The sequence below is a fragment of the Microbacterium sp. CCNWLW41 genome (assembly GCF_037083505.1).
The window spans coordinates 358,175-376,668 of the sequence record NZ_JBAOJP010000005.1 but is presented as its reverse complement, the minus strand read 5'-3'; the positions used below and the strand labels follow the sequence as shown (position 1 = coordinate 376,668).

General features: G+C 72.1%; 18 protein-coding genes and 1 tRNA gene. 13 read left to right on the top strand and 6 right to left on the bottom strand.

Going from position 1 to position 18,494, the window contains the following annotated elements; all coding sequences use genetic code 11:
* The first annotated feature begins 25 nt into the window (after positions 1–25).
* Both V6R91_RS20155 and V6R91_RS20150 read left to right on the top strand, forming a co-directional pair.
* Complete coding sequence (locus V6R91_RS20155) at positions 26–1,438, top strand: sensor histidine kinase (RefSeq protein ID WP_336396700.1); 1,413 nt, start codon at positions 26–28, stop codon at positions 1,436–1,438.
* Positions 1,435–2,118 (top strand): response regulator transcription factor, encoded by a 684-nt coding sequence (locus V6R91_RS20150; RefSeq protein WP_336396699.1) that lies wholly within the window; start codon positions 1,435–1,437, stop codon positions 2,116–2,118. The genes V6R91_RS20155 and V6R91_RS20150 overlap by 4 nt, the downstream gene beginning before the upstream one ends.
* Positions 2,119–2,187: 69 nt before the next feature.
* Here V6R91_RS20150 and V6R91_RS20145 read toward each other — a convergent pair whose 3' ends face one another.
* Entirely contained in the window at positions 2,188–2,634 is a 447-nt protein-coding gene (locus V6R91_RS20145) for a DNA modification methylase (protein WP_336396698.1), read from the bottom strand.
* Positions 2,635–2,892: 258 nt separating this feature from the next.
* Here V6R91_RS20145 and V6R91_RS20140 point away from each other — a divergent pair, with 258 nt between their 5' ends.
* A complete protein-coding gene (locus V6R91_RS20140; protein WP_106816803.1) occupies positions 2,893–3,375 on the top strand; it encodes a CarD family transcriptional regulator in 483 nt (160 codons plus the stop codon).
* An 87-nt stretch (positions 3,376–3,462) separates the two neighbouring features.
* Positions 3,463–4,665 carry a 2-C-methyl-D-erythritol 4-phosphate cytidylyltransferase gene (gene ispD / locus V6R91_RS20135; protein ID WP_336396697.1) on the top strand — a complete coding sequence of 401 codons (1,203 nt, stop codon included), beginning with the start codon at positions 3,463–3,465 and terminating at the stop codon, positions 4,663–4,665.
* 5 nt (positions 4,666–4,670) lie between these two features.
* On the opposite strand, the gene V6R91_RS20130 is transcribed toward ispD, so the two are convergent.
* Positions 4,671–5,138: a GNAT family N-acetyltransferase gene (locus V6R91_RS20130; protein WP_336396696.1), complete on the bottom strand. Its 468-nt coding sequence runs from the start codon at positions 5,136–5,138 to the stop codon at positions 4,671–4,673.
* 54 nt (positions 5,139–5,192) lie between these two features.
* Entirely contained in the window at positions 5,193–6,125 is a 933-nt protein-coding gene (locus V6R91_RS20125) for a DMT family transporter (RefSeq protein WP_336396695.1), read from the bottom strand.
* Between the two features lie 79 nt (positions 6,126–6,204).
* Between V6R91_RS20125 and cysS the strand changes: the two genes are divergently transcribed.
* The 3 genes from cysS (at position 6,205) to V6R91_RS20110 (ending at position 9,368) form a co-directional block, all read left to right on the top strand.
* Positions 6,205–7,626 carry a cysteine--tRNA ligase gene (cysS, locus tag V6R91_RS20120; RefSeq protein WP_336396694.1) on the top strand — a complete coding sequence of 474 codons (1,422 nt, stop codon included), beginning with the start codon at positions 6,205–6,207 and terminating at the stop codon, positions 7,624–7,626.
* Positions 7,619–8,623 (top strand): 23S rRNA (guanosine(2251)-2'-O)-methyltransferase RlmB, encoded by a 1,005-nt coding sequence (gene rlmB, locus V6R91_RS20115; protein WP_336396693.1) that lies wholly within the window; start codon positions 7,619–7,621, stop codon positions 8,621–8,623. The genes cysS and rlmB overlap by 8 nt, the downstream gene beginning before the upstream one ends.
* Before the next feature lie 103 nt (positions 8,624–8,726).
* Positions 8,727–9,368, top strand: a complete 642-nt coding sequence (locus tag V6R91_RS20110) for an NAD(P)-dependent oxidoreductase (RefSeq protein WP_336396692.1) — start codon at positions 8,727–8,729, stop codon at positions 9,366–9,368.
* A 59-nt stretch (positions 9,369–9,427) separates the two neighbouring features.
* Here V6R91_RS20110 and V6R91_RS20105 read toward each other — a convergent pair whose 3' ends face one another.
* Positions 9,428–10,735, bottom strand: a complete 1,308-nt coding sequence (locus V6R91_RS20105; protein ID WP_336396691.1) for a DUF4032 domain-containing protein — start codon at positions 10,733–10,735, stop codon at positions 9,428–9,430.
* Between the two features lie 69 nt (positions 10,736–10,804).
* Positions 10,805–11,911, bottom strand: a complete 1,107-nt coding sequence (locus V6R91_RS20100; RefSeq protein ID WP_336396690.1) for an ABC transporter ATP-binding protein — start codon at positions 11,909–11,911, stop codon at positions 10,805–10,807.
* 224 nt (positions 11,912–12,135) lie between these two features.
* Here V6R91_RS20100 and V6R91_RS20095 point away from each other — a divergent pair, with 224 nt between their 5' ends.
* Entirely contained in the window at positions 12,136–13,098 is a 963-nt protein-coding gene (locus tag V6R91_RS20095; RefSeq protein ID WP_336396689.1) for a DsbA family protein, read from the top strand.
* Positions 13,099–13,135: 37 nt separating this feature from the next.
* Positions 13,136–13,208: transfer RNA gene (locus V6R91_RS20090), tRNA-Thr, on the top strand.
* Positions 13,209–13,247: 39 nt separating this feature from the next.
* Here V6R91_RS20090 and V6R91_RS20085 read toward each other — a convergent pair.
* Positions 13,248–13,907 (bottom strand): hypothetical protein, encoded by a 660-nt coding sequence (locus tag V6R91_RS20085; RefSeq protein WP_336396688.1) that lies wholly within the window; start codon positions 13,905–13,907, stop codon positions 13,248–13,250.
* Between the two features lie 38 nt (positions 13,908–13,945).
* Here V6R91_RS20085 and V6R91_RS20080 point away from each other — a divergent pair, with 38 nt between their 5' ends.
* The 4 genes from V6R91_RS20080 to allB all read left to right on the top strand — a co-directional run bounded on the left by V6R91_RS20080 (position 13,946) and on the right by allB (position 18,441).
* Complete coding sequence (locus V6R91_RS20080) at positions 13,946–14,902, top strand: DMT family transporter (protein ID WP_336396687.1); 957 nt, start codon at positions 13,946–13,948, stop codon at positions 14,900–14,902.
* A gap of 99 nt (positions 14,903–15,001) precedes the next feature.
* Positions 15,002–16,276: a DUF6986 family protein gene (locus V6R91_RS20075; RefSeq protein ID WP_336396686.1), complete on the top strand. Its 1,275-nt coding sequence runs from the start codon at positions 15,002–15,004 to the stop codon at positions 16,274–16,276.
* A complete protein-coding gene (locus V6R91_RS20070; protein ID WP_336396685.1) occupies positions 16,273–17,085 on the top strand; it encodes a bifunctional allantoicase/(S)-ureidoglycine aminohydrolase in 813 nt (270 codons plus the stop codon). The genes V6R91_RS20075 and V6R91_RS20070 overlap by 4 nt, the downstream gene beginning before the upstream one ends.
* A 3-nt stretch (positions 17,086–17,088) precedes the next feature.
* Complete coding sequence (gene allB / locus V6R91_RS20065; protein ID WP_336396684.1) at positions 17,089–18,441, top strand: allantoinase AllB; 1,353 nt, start codon at positions 17,089–17,091, stop codon at positions 18,439–18,441.
* The last annotated feature ends 53 nt before the right edge of the window (positions 18,442–18,494 follow it).

Here is an 18,494-nt window from a genome sequence, read left to right as displayed (position 1 = left end):
GTGGGCGTGCCCGTACGCTGGTGGCATGGACACGACGCAGCTCGCGCTGCTCGCCCTCCTCGCGGGCATCGTCGTCGGCGGCTCGGTCTCCGCCCTCGTCGTCGCGGCGATGCGGGCGCGCGATCGCGCTCTCATCGAGAGCTCGGTGGAGGTCCCTGACGGAGTGCGCGGCGTGCTCCACGGCATGGACGACGCCGCGATCGTCGTGGACGCCTCGTTCACCGTCCTGGCCGCCTCGTCGGCGGCCGCCGCGTTCGAGCTCGCGGAGGGCGGCTCGCTTCCGACCGACGAGCTGCGGGCCCTCGCCCGTCGCCTGCGCACCAGCGACGCGATCGCGACCGAGACGACGGCGACCCAGACGATGCGGCTGCGTCGCGGGGCGCCGCCGGCCGAACCCCGGCTGGTCTCGGTGCGCGCGTCGCGCATCTCGCCGCGGCTCACCCTCCTCGTGCTGCGCGACATCACCGAGCGCGAGCGCGTCGAGGAGATGCGCCGCGACTTCGTCGCCAACACGAGCCATGAGCTGAAGACGCCCGTGGGCGCGGTGAGCCTGCTCGCCGAGGCCATCGAGTCCGCCGCCGACGACCCGCCCCAGGTGCGCATCTTCGCGACGCGCCTGCAGGCCGAGGCCGCACGGCTCGCCCTGCTGACCTCGCGCATCATGAACCTCTCGCGGCTGCAGGCGGCCGATGAGCTGCCGGCCCGGATCGTCTCGATCGACGAGGTCGTCGCCGGCGCCCTGGACGCCCACGCGATCCAGGCGGACTCCGCCGGCGTCGAGGTGGTGCGCGGCGGCGCGCGCGGCCTGTACGTGCTCGGGGACGCGCAGGTGCTGAGCGAGGCCGTCGGCAACCTGATCGCGAACGCGATCGCGTATTCGCCGCGGGGATCGAGCGTGGGCATCGGCATCAAGGCCGCCGACCGCGTCGTCGAGATCGCGGTGACCGACCGCGGCATCGGCATCGCCGAAGGCGAGCAGGACCGCGTGTTCGAGCGCTTCTATCGCGCCGACCCGGCACGGGCCCGCCGCACGGGCGGGAGCGGCCTCGGCCTCTCGATCGTGAAGCACGCCGTCCAGCGTCACGGCGGCGAGGTGCGGCTGTGGTCGCGGCCCGGCCGCGGCTCCACCTTCACCATCCGCCTGCCGCAGGCGGACGCCCCTGAGGTCGACCCCGCGCCGAAGCGGGGACGCAAGAAGCGGCGGGCGTCCTCGGCCGACGCGATCGCTGTGCAGAAGGCCCCCGCCGACTCCGCCGCTCCCGCGCCTGCCGGTTCCGCCGCCCCCGCTGCGCCCGCTCCCGCCGCCCCGGCGCCTGCGGCGCCCGTGGCTGCGCCCGCAGCGGCGCGCGACGTCCCTGCGAAGCCCAGGCGTCCCCGCAATGCCCCGTCCGCCTCTCGTGCCGAACACGCTTCCGCCGGAAATGGAGATCCCGCATGACCCGCGTCCTGATCGTCGAGGACGAGCCCGACCTCGCCGACCCGCTCGCCTACCTCCTCCGTCGCGAAGGGTACGACGTCGAGATCGCCGAGGACGGCCCGGCCGCGCTGACGGCGTTCCGCGAGCGCGGCGCCGACATCGTGCTGCTCGACCTGATGCTGCCCGGGATGCCCGGAACCGAGGTGTGCCGGCAGATCCGCACGACATCGTCGGTGCCGATCATCATGCTCACCGCGAAGGACTCCGAGGTCGACATCGTGGTGGGACTCGAACTGGGCGCCGACGACTACGTCACCAAGCCCTACTCGGCGCGCGAGCTCCTCGCCCGCATGCGGGCGGTGCTGCGACGCTTCTCGCAGATCGACGCGGACCTCGAGGACCGCGTCCTGGAGGGCGGCCGGGTGGTGCTCGACATCGATCGGCACACCGTGGCCGTCGACGGCGGCGAGATCAACATGCCGTTGAAGGAATTCGAGCTGCTGGAGGTTCTGATGCGCAACGCCGGCCGGGTGCTCACCCGCGGTCAGCTCATCGACCGCGTGTGGGGGAGCGACTACTTCGGCGACACCAAGACGCTCGACGTGCACATCAAGCGCATCCGCTCGCGCATCGAGAAGAACCCCGGTGCCCCCGAGATGCTGGTCACGGTGCGGGGCCTCGGCTACCGCTTCGAAGGCTGAGCACCCACGGCATACGCGAAGAGGGCGCCCCACCGGGGCGCCCTCTTCGCGTTCGCGGAGTCGGTCAGGTCACGGAGCGAGCGCCGTGAGATAGTCCAGGGTGCCGTCGAGCACGGGGACCGAGACGAGCTCGCCCTCGGCGTCGCCGGACTGGAAGTACGCGTCGATGTACGCGCCCGGCATGGTGTCGAGGTCCTCGATGAGGATCGGCTCCTCGCCGTCCTCGGCGCCCAGGCTGAGCACGGTGTCAGCGGGAACCCGGACCGTCAGCGAGATGTCGGAATCCTCGCCCCCGAAGTCGATGTTGAGGGTCTGGGTCTCGTCCGTGTCGTTCACCAGCGCCGCCACGAAATTGCCCTCGGAGCCGTCCTCGTTCGCGACGATCTGGGCGTTGCGCACCTGCACGGGGCCGGCGCCGACGACGTTGGTGCCCTCCGCAGCCGAGTACGAGATCGTGGTCGCCTGCGGCGAGATCATCGCGCAGCCGGTCGCGGTCAGGGTGAGGGCGCCGCCCATGGCGAGCGACGCGACGAGCCGTCGACCCCTCGAACCCGGTGCCGCCGCGAATCGGCCGTTCGCAAAACCGTTGCGGCGGTGTATCGAGATCACGGATCCTCCCAAGACGGATGACGGTTCTTCAGCATTCTAGGGGGTTCGGCACCGCCGGAACGGTCCACGCCGCACGTGCGAGGCGCGGCCGGGGAGGGGTGGGGCGGAGAACCTTAGCGTATTTCTCCTGTGGTATCCTGGAGGTTGCCGAAAGGACATAACTCCATGCTTTTTGAGGTTGGCGAGACGGTCGTCTACCCCCACCACGGGGCGGCAACGATCATCGAGGTCAAAGACCGGATCATCAAGGGCGAGACGAAGAAGTACCTGAAGCTCAACGTCACGCAGGGTGATCTCATCATCGAAGTACCCGCAGAGAACGTCGACCTGGTCGGCGTCCGCGATGTCATCGGCAAGGAGGGCCTCGACAAGGTCTTCGAGGTGTTGCGCGCGCCGTTCACGGAAGAGCCCACGAACTGGTCCCGCCGCTACAAGGCGAACCTCGAGAAGCTCGCCTCCGGCGATGTGATCAAGGTCAGCGAGGTCGTCCGCGACCTGTGGCGCCGCGATCAGGACCGCGGCCTGTCCGCGGGTGAGAAGCGCATGCTCGCCAAGGCGAAGCAGATCCTCATCTCCGAGCTCGCTCTCGCCGAGAAGACCGACGAGGAGCAGGCCAGCGTCCTCCTCGACGAGGTCCTCGCAAGCTGAGACAGACACCGGAACGGCGCCCCACGGGGCGCCGTTCCGCTGTCTGCCCCGGGAGAATGCGATCCCCGGGCGCGATAGCGTGAACGGGTGAGCATCACCCCCGTGCCGCACGTCGGCGTCATCGTCGTGGCCGCCGGCTCCGGAACCCGCCTGGGTGCATCGACGCCGAAGGCGTTCGCCCGGATCGACGGCCGGAGCATCCTCCGGCACGCCCTGCTCGGCGTGCTCGCCGCGGCGCCCGCACAGGTCGTCATCGTGGCGCCGGAGGGCCGCGAGGAGGATGCGCTCGACGAGGCCCTGGTCGCCGCGGCCGATCAACGCGACCTCGTCTCCGTCGTCACGGGCGCCGGCACCCGCCAGGGGTCCGTCGCTGCCGGCCTGCGGGCATTGCGGGAGGACGTCGAGGTCGTGCTCGTCCACGACGCGGCCCGCGCGCTCACCCCCGCCGAGGTGTTCGCCCGCGTCCTCGGCGCCGTCGTCGCCGGAGCCGACGGTGCGATCCCGGTGCTCCCGGTCATCGACACCATCAAGCGCGTGTCCGGCGACGAGATCGTGGCAGCCGTGGACCGTGCAGAACTCGCGGCGGCCCAGACGCCGCAGGGCTTCCGGCGGGAGGTGCTGGACGCGGCATATGCCGGCGCCGCCGTGGAGTTCACCGACGACGCCGCCCTCGTCGCGGCGGCCGGTCATCCCGTCGTGGCCGTGCCGGGGCATCCGCTCGCCTTCAAGATCACCACGCCCGCGGACCTGGAACGCGCCCGCCACCTCGTCGCGGCGCCGCGATCGCCCGACGCATCGCATCCCGCGCCTGCTGCGGTCGCGCCGCGGGTGGGCGTCGGCACCGACGTGCACGCGTTCGGCGGCGACGGGACGCTCTGGCTCGCTGGCCTGGAGTGGCCGGGCGAGGTGCCTCTCTCGGGCCATTCCGACGGCGACGCCGTCGCGCACGCGATCGTCGACGCGCTGCTGGCTGCGGCCGGACTCGGCGACATCGGCACCCACTTCGGAACGGATCACCCCGAGTACGCCGGTGCGCATGCCGACGCCTTCCTCACCAGGACTGCCGCGATCATCGGCGAGGCGGGGTGGCGGGTGGGCAACGTGTCGGTACAGGTGCAGGCCAATCGCCCCCGGTTCGCCGCACGTCGCCTCGAGGCCGAGAGCGCGCTGTCGGCCGCGCTCGGGGGAGCGCCGGTGTCGGTCTCGGCCACGACCACCGACGGTCTGGGCTTCGCCGGAGCGGGCGAAGGCGTGTCGGCGTTCGCGGTGGCGCTCGTCGTGCCCGCCTGAGCGGATCAGAGCACGCGGGTCATGAAGACGGAGAACGGGTCGAGCGCGTAGTCCCCGAACGGTCCGCAGTGCGTGAATCCCTCGCTCTCGTAGAGCCGCTGCGCGGGCAGGAACTCGGGCGTCGTCCCGGTCTCGAGCCACAGCGTGCCCATCCCGCGCCGGCGCGCGTCGTCCATGATGTGCCGCAGCAGCGCCCGGCCTACCCCGAACCCGAGGAAGCGGTCGTCGACGCGCATCGACTTGATCTCGCCTCGGTCGGCGTCCAGCGCCTTCAGCGCGCCCACGCCCGCCAGCTCGCCGTCGATCCACGCCGACCAGACCGAGAGGGACGGATGCCGCAGCGCGTCGATGTCGAGCGCGTGCACGCTGTCGGGAGGAGAGGTGTCGTGCATGCCGGCGAGGTGGTGGGCGATGAGGCGTCTGGTCGCGTCGCCGCTCAGGTCGTCGGTGCGGATCTCGATGGTGCGCTGCATGTCCCGCCCAGTGTGCCATCGCCGGATTGCCGCCGTGTTTCGGCCCGCGCGCCGTCACGCCTCCACTGCGTAGGGTGCGGGGTCCCGCGGTGCGCGTGATCCCCAGGCGAGCAGCGCCAGACCGGCGGCGAGCACGACGAGCCCGACGACGGCCAGCGCCGACAGCCGTTCGCCCAGCACGACGATCCCGAGGACGCTGGCCGTCAGCGGCTCGCCGAGGGTCAGGGTCGCCGCCGTCGCCGCGGTGAGCCCGCTGAGCCCCCATGTGAACAGCACGTACGCGATCGAGATGGTGCCCAGGCCCAGCCACAGCGCCATAGCGACGCCCGAGCCCGTGCCGAGCCACGCGCGGTCGACGAACGGCAGCGCGAAGGCGCAGATCGCCGCCGAGCTCGCACCCATCGCACCCACCACGGTGAAGGGATCCCACCCGGCGTCGAGCAGCCGCCGCTGGGCGTTCGCGATGACCGCGAAGGACGCGCCCGCCCCCACGGAGCCGAGAAGACCGAGGGGGTCCGTCCCCGAGCCGTCGCCCGCCTCGCCGCCGAACCCCAGCAGCACCACCCCGAGCGTCGCGAGCGCCGTCGCCGCCATCCAGGTCGGGGTCGGTGTCCGCCGGGTGAGCGCCCACTCCAGGAGACCGGCCAGGATCGGCGCCGACCCGAGCGCGACGACCGTGCCGACGGCCACGCCGTTGCGGGCGGTGCCGAGGAAGAACAGCGGCTGGTACAGCGCGAGGCACGCGCCGGTGAGCACCATCAGCGACAGCGGCTGCAGCGTGAGACGGGGGCGCGTCGCCGCCGAGGGCCGCCGGCGTGCGTGGCGGGCGGCGAGGGAGAACGCGATGACGGCGAGACCGGTGCCGCCGATCACCATGCGCATGACGCCGATCGACAGCGGCGTGGTGCCCTCGGGGCCGAGGGCCTGGGAGGTGCCCGTGGTGCCGAACAGCACGGCGGCGGCGAGGACGGCGAGCACATGCACCATCCGTTTATATCCCGACCCCCAGCGGTTGCGCGGGGCCTTCGCCCAGTGACCCCGCACGACCCGCCGGTAGGCTGGTGCGGTGACGGTTCAGCTGTACGACACCAAGGCGCAGGCCCTGCGCGACTTCGTGCCACTCGACCCCGAGAACGTCACGGTCTACGTCTGCGGGCCCACGGTGCAGTCCGGACCCCACATCGGCCACCTCCGCGGCGCACTGAGCTTCGACATCCTCCGCCGGTGGCTGACGCACCGCTACGGCCGGGTCACCTTCGTCCGCAACGTCACCGACATCGACGACAAGGTGCTGCTCAACGCGACCGACGGGGAGCCGTGGTGGGCCCTGGCCTATCGCATGGAGCTCGAGTTCACCCGCGCCTACACGGCCATCGGCATCCTTCCTCCGACGTACGAGCCGCGCGCGACGGCGTCCATCCCGCAGATGCAGGAGCTCATCGCCCGGCTCATCGAGTCCGGTCACGCGTACGCCGCCGGCGGCATCGCCGTCGGCGACGTGTACTTCGACGTGCGCTCGTGGGCGGACTACGGGTCGCTGACCCGCCAGAGCATCGACGCCATGGAGCCCGCCGCCGACGCGGACGCGCGCGGCAAGCGCGACCCCCGCGACTTCGCGCTGTGGAAGGGCGCCAAAGCCGACGAGCCGTCCTCCGCGATGTGGGACTCGCCGTGGGGGCCGGGACGGCCGGGCTGGCACATCGAATGCTCCGCCATGTCGCGGCGGTACCTCGGCGCCGAGTTCGACATCCACGGCGGAGGTCTCGACCTGCGCTTCCCGCACCACGAGAACGAGCTCGCGCAGTCCACCGCCGCGGGCGACGGGTTCGCCCGCTATTGGGTGCACAACGGCCTGGTCACCGTCGGCGCGCAGAAGATGTCGAAGTCGCTGTTCAACTTCATCCTCGCCGAGGACGTGCTCCGCGAGCGCGACCCGCTCGTCATCCGCTACGCCCTCGCCGCCGCCCACTACCGCTCCAGCCTCGACATCACCACGTCGACGTTCGACGAGGCCGAGGCGGCGATCGGGCGCATCCGCACGTTCCTCGAGAGGGCGCTGCGCACGCTTCGCGACGACACGGACGACCTGCGGCTCACGGCCGAGGTGCCCCTCGCCTTCGCTGCCGCCCTCGACGACGACCTCGGCGTCCCGCAGGCGCTCGCCGTCCTGCACGAGACGGTGCGGGACGGCAACTCTGCACTGGATGCCGGCGACCGGGACGCCGCGCTCAGAGCCTTCGCCGACGTCGCCGTGATGACCGGCGTGCTCGGAATCGACCCCCTCGACCCGCACTGGCACGCGGCGGACGCCTCGGCCGAGGCATCCGCCCTCGACGCGCTGGTGGGGGCGATGATCGCGCAGCGCGCCGACGCGCGCGCCGCGAAGGACTGGGCGGCGGCCGACCGCATCCGCGACGCGATCGCGGCGGCCGGGATCGCCCTGGAAGACACCGCAGACGGAACCCACTGGAGTTTGATCGATGGCTAAGCCGGCACGCCCCGGAGCGGGCAACAGCAAGAAGAAGGGCGCCATGAAGGGCACCGGCGGCCACGGCCGCAAGTCCCTCGAAGGCAAGGGCCCCACCCCGAAGGCCGAGGACCGCGGCTGGCACGTCGCGGGCAAGCGCAAGGCGGCCGCCGAGCGCTACGCGGCCGCCGGCGGCAAGGGCAAGCCCGGGCAGCGGCCAACGCAGGGCGCGGGCCCGAACCGCGCCAAGACGAAGGCGGGCGACGACACCGAGACGGTCACCGGCCGCAACTCGGTGCTGGAGGCGCTGCGCGCGAAGATCCCCGCGACGGCGCTCTACATCGCGCAGCGCGTCGAGATGGACGACCGCGTCAAGGAGATGCTGGCCCTCGCGACGCATCGCGAGATCCCGGTGCTCGAGGTGACGCGGCCGGAGCTCGATCGGATGGCGGGCTTCGACGGCGTGCACCAGGGCGTCGCGCTGAAGGTGCCCCCGTACCAGTACGCGCATCCGCAGGACCTCCTCGAGCAGATCCTCGACCGCGGCGAGGTGCCGCTGCTGGTGGCGCTCGACGGCGTCACCGACCCGCGCAACCTGGGTGCGATCATCCGCTCGACGGCGGCGTTCGGCGGACAGGGCGTCATCGTGCCGCAGCGCCGGTCCGCCGGGGTGAACTCGGCGGCGTGGAAGACGAGCGCGGGCGCCGCGGCCCGGATCCCGGTGGCCGTCGCCGCCAACCTCACCACGATGCTCAAGGAGTTCAAGAAGCAGGGCGTGTTCGTCCTCGGCCTCGACGGCGACGGCGACGTCTCGCTGCCCGCGCTGCAGCTCGCCGACCGCCCCGTCGTGGTCGTCGTCGGCTCGGAGGGCAAGGGGCTCTCGCGCCTGGTGACCGAGACCTGCGACCAGATCGTCTCGATCCCGATCTCGGCGGCCGCCGAGTCGCTCAACGCGGGGATCGCGGCATCCGTCGCCCTGTACCAGGTCTCCACGCTCCGCAGCGCCCCGACCACCTGACGCGGCGACGCATTCCCATTCCGGGGAATGCACCGGCGCCGCGCGGGCTTGTCACACGAAGGGCCGGCCGACGCCGGCGCAACGACTCGTCGAAAGGCACACCATGGCACGCATCGCCGTCATCGGAGGCTCCGGCTACGCCGGCCGCCACATCGTCGCCGAGGCGGTGAGTCGCGGCCACACGGTGCTCTCCATCGCGCGCCGCATCCCCGCCGAACGTCACGAGGGCGCGCTGTACACCGAGGGCTCGCTGACCGACGTGCCCGACCTCCTGGCCCAGCTCGAGGGCGTCGACGTGGTGGTGTCGGCCGTCGCACCTCGCGGCGACATGCAAGGGCTCGTGCGGCCCAACCTGGGCGCGCTCGCGTCGCTCCTGCCCGAGGGCGTCCGCCTGGGCGTCATCGGCGGCGCCGGCGGGAGCCTCGTCACCGAGGACGGCCAGCGCGTCGTGGACCTGCCGTCGTTCGCCGAGGATTACAAGGCCGAGGCGCTGGAGGCGATCGGTGTGCTCGAGGACCTGCAGGCGGGCCCCGAGTCGCTGGACTGGTTCTACATCCACCCGGCGGGTGGCTTCGGCGCGTACAACCCGGGCGAGCGCACCGGCTCGTACCGCACCGGGGGCGACGTCATCGTGACGGATGCCGAGGGTGAGTCCTTCATCTCCGGGGAGGACTTCGCGGTCGCCGTCCTCGACGAGATCGAGCACCCGAAGCACCCGCGCCGGCGATTCACCGTCGGGTACTGACTTCCCGCTGACGAGGAGGGGTTGCCGTCCGCGGACGGCAGCCCTTCCCCTCGGGCAGGTCAGACGAGGTCGCGCCAGTCGATCGCGGCCTCGTCGTCGTCCAGGACCGGATTCGGCGACGTGATGACCGGGAGCGAGACCGTCTCGGTGGAGGGACCCATGAGCGTCGCCTCGTCGCGACGGTGCCGCAGCACGTTGTCGATGTAGCTCGTCAGCGTCTCGGCGAGCGGCACCGACTTGCCCTTCGCCTGCGAGAGGTACCAGCGGTGCTCCAGCAGCTGATGGAACACCTCGGCGGGTTCGAGCTTGGAGCGCAGGTCCCACGGGATCGCCTTCACCACCGGCTCGAACACGCGTGTCAGCCACTCGTGCGCGACCATCTCCTCGTCGGAGCCCAGGCGCGAGATGCGGGCGCGGAACTCGTCCAGATCGTTCAGCAGCCGCCTGGCCTGGTTCTCCTCGACGTCCAGGCCGGTCAGGCGCAGGAGCCGCCGCTGGTGGTGGCCGGAGTCGACCACCTTCGGCTGGATGGACACCTTGGTGCCGTCGGTGGTGGCGTGGATGGACATCTCGCCGATGTCGAAGCCGAGGTCGTTGAGACGCTGGACGCGCTCGGTGAGCCGCCACGCCTCGTCGGCGCGGAACGTCTCCTCGTCGGTGAGCGCGGCCCACAGCGCGTGATAGGACGACACGATCCCGTCGGCGATCTCGATCGCGTCGACACCGCCCTCCAGCCGGCCGCCGGCCTCCAGATCCATGATCTCGCCGGCGATGTTCGTGCGGGCGACGTCGAGGTCGTGCGCGCGCTGACCGCGGGTGAGCCCGCTCTCATGGAGCTCGCCGGTCTCCGCGTCGACGAGGTACGCGGCGAACGCCCCCGCGTCACGGCGGAACAGCGTGTTCGACAGCGACACGTCGCCCCAGAAGAAGCCGACGTTGTGCAGGCGGACGAGCAGCAGCGCGAGCGCGTCCACCAGCCGGGTGGCCGTGTCGGGCCGCAGGACCTGCGTGAACAGCGCGCGGTAGGGCAGTGAGAACTTCAGGTGCGCCGTCACCAGGGCGGCCGGCAGCGGCTCGCCCGCGGCATCCGTCCGCCCCGCGATCACCGCGACGCGCTCGACGCAGGGGACGTCCAGACGGGCCAGGTTGCCGAGCATGTCGTACTCGCGCTGCGCCATGGCCTGGGTCGTCTCCTTGATGGCGACGACGCGTCCCGAGAGATTGGCGAAGCGCACCAGGTGCCGCGAGATGCCCTTGGGCAGGAAGACGATGTGGTTCGACGGCCAGTCGCCCAGCGGCGTCGACCAGGGGAGGGTCAGCAGCCCCGGATCGACGCTGCTGGCGGTGATGCTCAGGGCCTCGGACACATCAACTCCTGGGGACAGCGCGACGGCGCGGGGGGATGGCTCCCACCCGCGCCGTCGCGATGGATGACGTCAGGCGCCCGAGACCACCGGGGCGTCGTTGAGGCGCTCGCCCGACTCGATGTCGAAGGCGTGCACGTGCCCCGCGGTCGCCGCGAGCGTGACGGTCTCGCCCGCGTGCGGGTGGCTGCGTCCGTCGACGCGCGCCACGATGTCGGTGCGCTTGCCGTTGATGTCGGTGTGGCCGTACAGGTAGCCGTCGGCGCCGAGCTCCTCGACGAGGTCGACGACCACCGACAGGCCCTTGCCGTCGGCCGGGCCGACCACGATGTCCTCGGGGCGGACGCCGATGGTGACCTCGCTGCCGTGGGCGCGGCCGACGGTGTCGCGGTCGAGCGGGACGACCTCGCTGCCGAACTGCACGCCGCCCTCGGCGAGCGGTGCCGGGAAGAGGTTCATCGCGGGCGAGCCGATGAAGCCGGCGACGAACACGTTGTTCGGCTTCTCGTAGAGGTCGCGCGGGGTGCCCACCTGCTGGAGGAGGCCGTCCTTGAGGACCGCGATGCGGTCGCCCATGGTGAGGGCCTCGGTCTGGTCGTGCGTGACGTAGACGGTGGTGACGCCGAGGCGGCGCTGCAGCGACGCGATCTGAGTACGGGTCTGGACGCGGAGCTTGGCGTCGAGGTTCGACAGCGGCTCGTCCATGAGGAACACCTGCGGCTGGCGGACGATCGCGCGGCCCATGGCGACACGCTGACGCTGACCACCCGAGAGGGCCTTCGGCTTGCGGGTGAGGTACTGCTCGAGGTCGAGCAGCTTGGCGGCCTCGAGGACGCGCGCGGCGCGCTCCTCCTTGCCGACGCCGGCGATCTTGAGCGCGAAGCCCATGTTCTCGGCCACCGTCATGTGGGGGTACAGCGCGTAGTTCTGGAAGACCATCGCGATGTCGCGGTCCTTCGGCGGGACGTCGGTGACGTCGCGGTCGCCGATGAGGATGCGGCCGGAGTTGACCTCTTCGAGGCCGGCCAGCATGCGCAGCGAGGTGGACTTGCCACAGCCCGACGGGCCGACGAGAACGAGGAACTCCCCGTCACCGACCTCGAGGTTGAGCTTGTCGACGGCGGGGCGGGTGCCCCCGGGGTACAGACGAGTTGCGTTGTCAAACGTGACGGACGCCATGTTCTCTTCTCCTTCACCGGCAGGTACGTGCCGGACGATCCGTAGTGAGGAATGAGCGGGGGCTTGACCCGCACGCCCGCCATCGGGCGCACGAACAGTATGACACGGCGCGCGCGGAGGTTGCGTCTGGGCATTTCCCAGGGTGGCTGGCTAGCATCGTGAGCGGCCCTTTTCCCGTCCGGCCCCGCCGGAATCCCGGCCTTCTTCACGTCCCGAGAGGTTCCATGTCCAGCGACGAGTCACCGAACGCAGCGCCGCGCGAGCGCCGCGACGCCGTGCGTGAGAAGGCTCAGCAGGTGAAGGCGCGCCAGTCCCGTGCGCGACTCATCCGCAGCGCCTCGCTCGCTGCCGTCGCGGTGGCGTTCGTGGCGGTCATCGCGGTCGTGGTGACGTGGACGGTGTCCTCGAGCGCGTCCAAGCCGACCATGAGCCCGGGCAACGACGTGGACGGCGGGTTCATGGTGACGGGCGTCACAGGCCTCGGCATCGCGTCGGACGCCTCCGGGGCCGACGGCCAGGTGCAGGGCGACGCCACTCCCACGCCCACCCCCACCACGCCTGCGCCGACCCCTACGCCCACCGCATCCCCGACCGAGACGCCCGCCGTCGACATCCACGTGTACGTGGACTACCTGTCCACCGGCTCGCGCGACTTCCAGCTGGCCAACATGACGCAGCTGTCGGAGTGGGTCGGCGAGGGCGCCGCGACGCTCACGTACCATCCGGTGGCCATGCTGACCGCGAAGTCGAACGGCACGAAGTACTCGCTGCGCGCCGCCGGCGCCGCCGCGTGCGTGGCCCAGAACTCCCCGGACTACTTCTTCGCGTTCAACGACGCCCTGCTGCGGGAGCAGCCCGACCTGGATTCCGACGGCTACAGCGACAGCGAGCTCGCCGCCCTCGCGATCGCGACGGGTGTGGACGGGCCGAAGGTCGTGCGCAGCTGCATCGAGGAGCAGGCCTACACCTCGTGGGCCAAGACGGAGACGGAGCGCGCGCTCAAGGAGCTTCCCGGCACGGACGGCATCGCCCTGACGACGACGCCGATGGTGATGGTCAACGGCACGCAGTACGTCGGCGCGCTCGACGACCCCAAGGAGTTCGCGCAGTTCGTCCTGACGGTCGCCAGCGACGCGTACTTCAAGGCGACGCCGACGCCCACCTCGACGCCCACGCCGACCCCCTGATCGGGTCGGAGCGGCGCGCCGGTAGACTGGGCGCTCTGCCGGCTTGGCGCAATTGGTAGCGCACCTAACTTGTAATTAGGGGGTTGCAGGTTCAAGTCCTGTAGCCGGCACCGGAATCATCCGCACGAGACGGCGGCTCGCGCCGCCTCTCAGGGAGCGGGCTCGAAGGTGATCGTCACGGGCGCCGCGCCGGTGGCCCGGTCGTACACCAGCGTCCCGGTCACGCGCGCGGGACCGGTCGACGGTCCGATGGTGGCGGTGAAGGTGTCGCCGTCCGCACTGCGGTTGAACTCGCCCAGCCGCTCGTCGAGCGGCTCCAGCTCCGCGGGGTCCCACCCCAGCTCGGGCGCGAGCGCGCGCAGATGATCCAGCGCCCCCGCCCAGCCGCGCACGACGTCGGGCGAGAGGGTGACGGCGACCAGTCGATCGTCCTCGGCGTTCACCGTCAGCCCCGAGACGTCGTCGAGCACGTACACCTCGTCGCCGGCGGCGATGATCGCCCTGACCGGCCTGCGGAACTCGGCGGACTTCTCGCCGTCCGCCGGGAGTCCGAGCTCGGTCGCCGAGAGACCGCCCGAGCCCACGCGGATGCGCAGCGTGCCCTCGACGTTGACGTAGTCGAAGCCCGCGTCGGTGAGCATGCTCGATCCGTCGGCGGCCTTCTGGTCGTCGGAGGCGGCGGGGCGCTCCTGCGTCCACCACGACCCCTGGATGGCCAGCGCCGCCACGACCGCGCCGATGATGATCAGGGCGAGCACCGCGGCGGGCAGCCAGGCGAGGAGCGCGCGGGTGCGGGAGCGGGTGGCCACGTCTCAGCGTAACCGGGGGCCGCGCGCGGCACGGCAAGATGGATCAGGTGACCTCTCGCCGACTGCCCGCATGGATCGGCATCGGCGGAGCTGTCCTGATCGGCGTCCTGACCGCCGCCCAGGCGCGCATCAACGGTGAGCTCGGGTTGCGCATCGGCGACGGGTTCGCCGCCGCCGTCATCTCGTTCGGGTCGGGCCTGCTCGTGCTGGTCGTGCTCTCCGTCGGGCTTCCGCGGGGCCGCCGGGGCTTCGCCGCCCTGGCCACCGGACTGCGCGAGCGCCGGATCCCGGTGTGGATGCTCTGCGGCGGCGTCGCGGGTGCGCTCTCGGTCGCCACGCAGTCGCTGGCCGTCGGGATCATCGGCGTGGCGCTGTTCACGGTGGGGGTCGTCGCCGGCCAGGCGGTGAGCGGTCTGCTCCTCGACCGGTCGGGGATCGGCCCCGCCGGCACCGTCGCGGTGACGCCGGCGCGCCTCGCGGGCGGCGCCTTGTCGCTGCTCGCGGTCGCGGTGTCGCTGGCGGGTGGAGTCGAGGCTCCCGTCGCGCTCATGGTGCTGCCGTTCCTCGTGGGCGCCGGCATCGCGTGGCAGTCCGCCGTCAACGGCCGCCTGCGCCAGCGGGTGGGATCACCGCTCACCGCGACCCTCGTCAATTTCATCGGCGGCACCGCGGTGCTGGCCGTGGCCGAGCTGATCCACACCGCGATCGCCGGTCCGCCGACGTCCTTCCCGCCGGATCCGTGGCTCTACCTCGGCGGCGTGATGGGCGTCGCCTACATCTTCCTCGCGGCCGCCCTCGTGCCCTACACCGGTGTGCTGCTGCTCGGGCTCGGAACGGTCGTCGGACAGGTCGTGACGTCCGTGGCGATCGATGCGGCATGGCCGACGAGCGCCGCACCGGGACTGCTGTCGTCGCTGCTCATGTCGTCGCTCGCGATCCTCTCGGTCGTGGTGGCCGTCGTGCCCTGGAGACGGATGCCCCGCTCCGGGCGCTGACCCGGCACCCGAGCCGCCCCGCCGGGGACCTCCTGGTGGCAAGCTGGTCATCGTGCCGAAGGTGTCACCCCTCGTTCGCGACCCGCGGGCGGTCGCGCGATGACGCGCCCGCTGCTGCGGGCGGATGATCTCGCCGAGCTCGACCGGACGCTCGCGCCCACCGATGAGCTGCTCGCCGAGCGCTACCCGGGGGACGACGGCTCCCGCCAGCCCCTGCACACCGTGTACGTGCCCGCCGACCGCTACACGCCCGCGCTGCCGCGCGAGTGGGGCGAGGCGGCGCTCGAGGCGATCGAGCGGCAGGGCGGGATGGCGTCGGCGATGCGGGAGCTCGGGATCCCCGACGCCCATGCCGGTGCCGTCGGCGCGTTCGTCGGGCGCAGGCTGGCCGCCGAGCCGATCGACGACCTCCGGCTGGATCTCGAGGACGGCTACGGCGATCGCGGTGACGAGGTCGAGGACGCCGATGTGCGCCGCGCCGCGGAACGGGTGGTCGCGGCGGTGGCGGAAGGGACGGCACCGAGGCTCGTCGGCGTGCGCATCAAGGGCCTGGAGGCCCGCACGCGCGGTCGCGGCATCCGATCTCTCGAGCTCTTCCTCGCCGGGCTCCGAGAAGGCGGAGACCTGCCGGACGGGCTGATCCTGACGCTGCCGAAGGTGACGACCTCGGCGCAGGTGGCGGCGATGGCCGCGGTATGCGGCCGGCTGGAGGAGCGCTGCGGGCTCGCGCCCGGGCGTCTGCGCTTCGAGGTCCAGGTCGAGACGCCGCAGCTCGTGCTCGGCCCTGACGGCACCTCGCCGCTGCCGCGTGCGATCGCCGCGGCCGGCGGTCGCCTGAGCGGGCTGCACTACGGGACCTACGACTACAGCGCATCGCTGGGGATCGCGCCCGCGCACCAGTCGATGGAGCATCCCGCCGCCGATCACGCGAAGAGCGTCATGCAGGTCGCCGCCGCCGAGACCGGGGTGCGGCTGTCGGACGGCTCGACGAACATCCTCCCCGTCGGGGATCCGGAGTCGGTGCGCTCGGCGTGGCGGCTGAGCGCGCGTCTGGTCCGGCGGTCGTTGGAGCGCGGCTTCTTCCAGGGGTGGGATCTGCACCCCGCCCAGCTCGTGCCCCGGTTCGCCGCGAACGGGCTGTTCTTTCGCGAGGGGCTCGCACCGGCCGCAGCGCGGCTGCGGGACTGGGCGCGGCGGCTCGACGGTCCCGTCCGTGACGAGCCCGCCACCGCCCGTGCGCTCGCCGCGTTCGTCGCCCGGGGGGTCGCATGCGGGGCGGTCACGGCCGAAGAGGCGACGGATGCCGCCGGCATCGAGATCGCGACGCTCGCCGTCCTGGCACACCCGGAGACCGCCCGCAGGGAGTCCGCATGAGCTACTACACGCCCCGGGGCGGTCTGCCGCCCCAGACGGACCTGCTGACCGACCGCGCCGTCGTCACGCAGGCGTACACGTTCATCCCGCGGGGCGTGCTGCGCGACATCGTCACGAGCAGCCTGCCCGGATTCGAGCGCACGCGGGCATGGGTCCTCGCCCGGCCGGTCGCCGGATCGGCGACGACGTTCGCGCAGCTCATCCTCGAGATCGCACCGGGAGGGGGGTCCGACGCGCCGGAGGCGGAGAGCGGGGTGGAGGGCGTGCTGTTCGTCACCGCCGGCGCCCTCAGCCTCACGGTCGAGGGCACGAGGCACGCACTGGAGCCGGGCGGCTACGCGTACGTGGCCGCCGGGGCGGACTGGTCGCTGGCCAACGAGGGCGACGAGCCCGTCGGCCTGCACTGGATCCGCAAGGCCTACGAGCCGATCCCCGGCGTCCCCGCGCCCGGGTCGTTCGTCACCCGCGACCAGGACGTCGAGCCGCAGCCGATGCCCGGGACCGGCGGCGCGTGGGCGACCACGCGCTTCGTGGACCCGGACGATCTCGCGCACGACATGCACGTCAACATCGTGACCTTCCAGCCGGGCGGCTCCATCCCGTTCGCCGAGACGCACGTCATGGAGCACGGTCTGTTCGTGCTGCAGGGCAAGGCGGTTTACCGGCTCAACGAGGACTGGGTGGAGTGCGAGGCGGGGGACTACATGCTGCTGCGGGCGTTCTGCCCGCAGGCCTGTTACGCCGGCGGGCCGGAGCCGTTCCGGTACCTGCTGTACAAGGACGTCAACCGGCAGATCCGGCTGACCTGAGCCGTGACGGATCTCGACGAGCACACGTACGACCTCGTCGTGCGGGGCGGGCGCGTCCTCGTCGGCGGCGCCGTCCGAGCCTGCGAGCTGGGCGTCGACGACGGGGCGATCGCCGCCATCGAGCCGCTGGGGCGTTCGCTCCCCGGCCGAAGACTCGTCACGCTGCGCGAGGACGAGGTGCTCCTTCCCGGACTCGTCGACACGCACGTCCACGTCAACGAGCCCGGGCGCACGGCGTGGGAGGGATTCGAGACGGCGACGAAGGCGGCGGCCGCCGGAGGGGTCACCACCATCATCGACATGCCGCTGAACAGCGTGCCGCCGACCGTCTCGGTCCCCGCGCTGGAGCGCAAGCGCAGCGCGGCGGCCGGTCAGGTCTTCGTCGACGTCGGATTCTGGGGCGGAGCGGTGCCGGGCAACACCGGCGATCTCGCGTCGCTGCACGACGCGGGCGTGTTCGGCTTCAAGTGCTTCCTGGCACCGTCGGGCGTGGCGGAGTTCCCCCCGCTGGACGCCCGCGAGATGGAGCGCGCCATGGCCGAGACCGCCCGCCTGGGCTCGCTGCTCATCGTCCACGCCGAGGACGCCGACGCCCTCGCGCAGGCACCCGCCGCCGTGGGCACCGGCTACGGCGCCTTCCTCGCGTCACGTCCTCGCGCCGCCGAGGACCGCGCGATCGCCGATGTGGTGCGGCTGGCCCGCCGCACCGGCGCGCGCACCCACATCCTGCACCTGTCGTCGTCGGACGCCCTCCCGATGCTCGCGCGCGCGAAGCGCGAGGGCGTCCGCCTCAGCGTCGAGACGTGCCCGCACTTCTTGACGCTCGTCGCGGAGGAGATCCCCGAGGGCGGGACCGCGTTCAAATGCTGCCCGCCGATCCGCGAGGCGCCCAACCGCGAGGGGCTGTGGCGCGGACTCGCCGACGGCACGATCGACGCGGTCGTGAGCGACCACTCGCCCTCGACCGTCGACCTCAAGCACGTCGACGACGGCGACTTCGCGGCGGCCTGGGGAGGCATCGCATCGCTGCAGCTGGGACTGCCGCTGGTGTGGTCGGAGGCGCGGCGGCGCGGCATCCGACTCGAGAAGGTGGTGGAATGGATGTCGGCGCGACCGGCGGCCCTGGCGGGTCTTGCCCGAAAGGGCGGCATCGCGCTCGGCTTCGACGCCGACCTCGTCGTGTTCGCACCGGACAGCGAGTTCGTCGTCGACGTCCACCGCCTGCACCACAGGAACCCCCTCACCCCGTACGACGGCCGCACGCTGTCGGGCGTCGTGCGGGAGACGTTCGTGCGGGGGCGGCGCGTGGACTTCGCCGAGCCCGGCGGACGCCTGCTGCGCCGCGGCGCCGCGTGAGCGCCGAGTCCGCGGTCGCCTGACCGCAGACCGACAAGCCCGGAAGAAGAGTG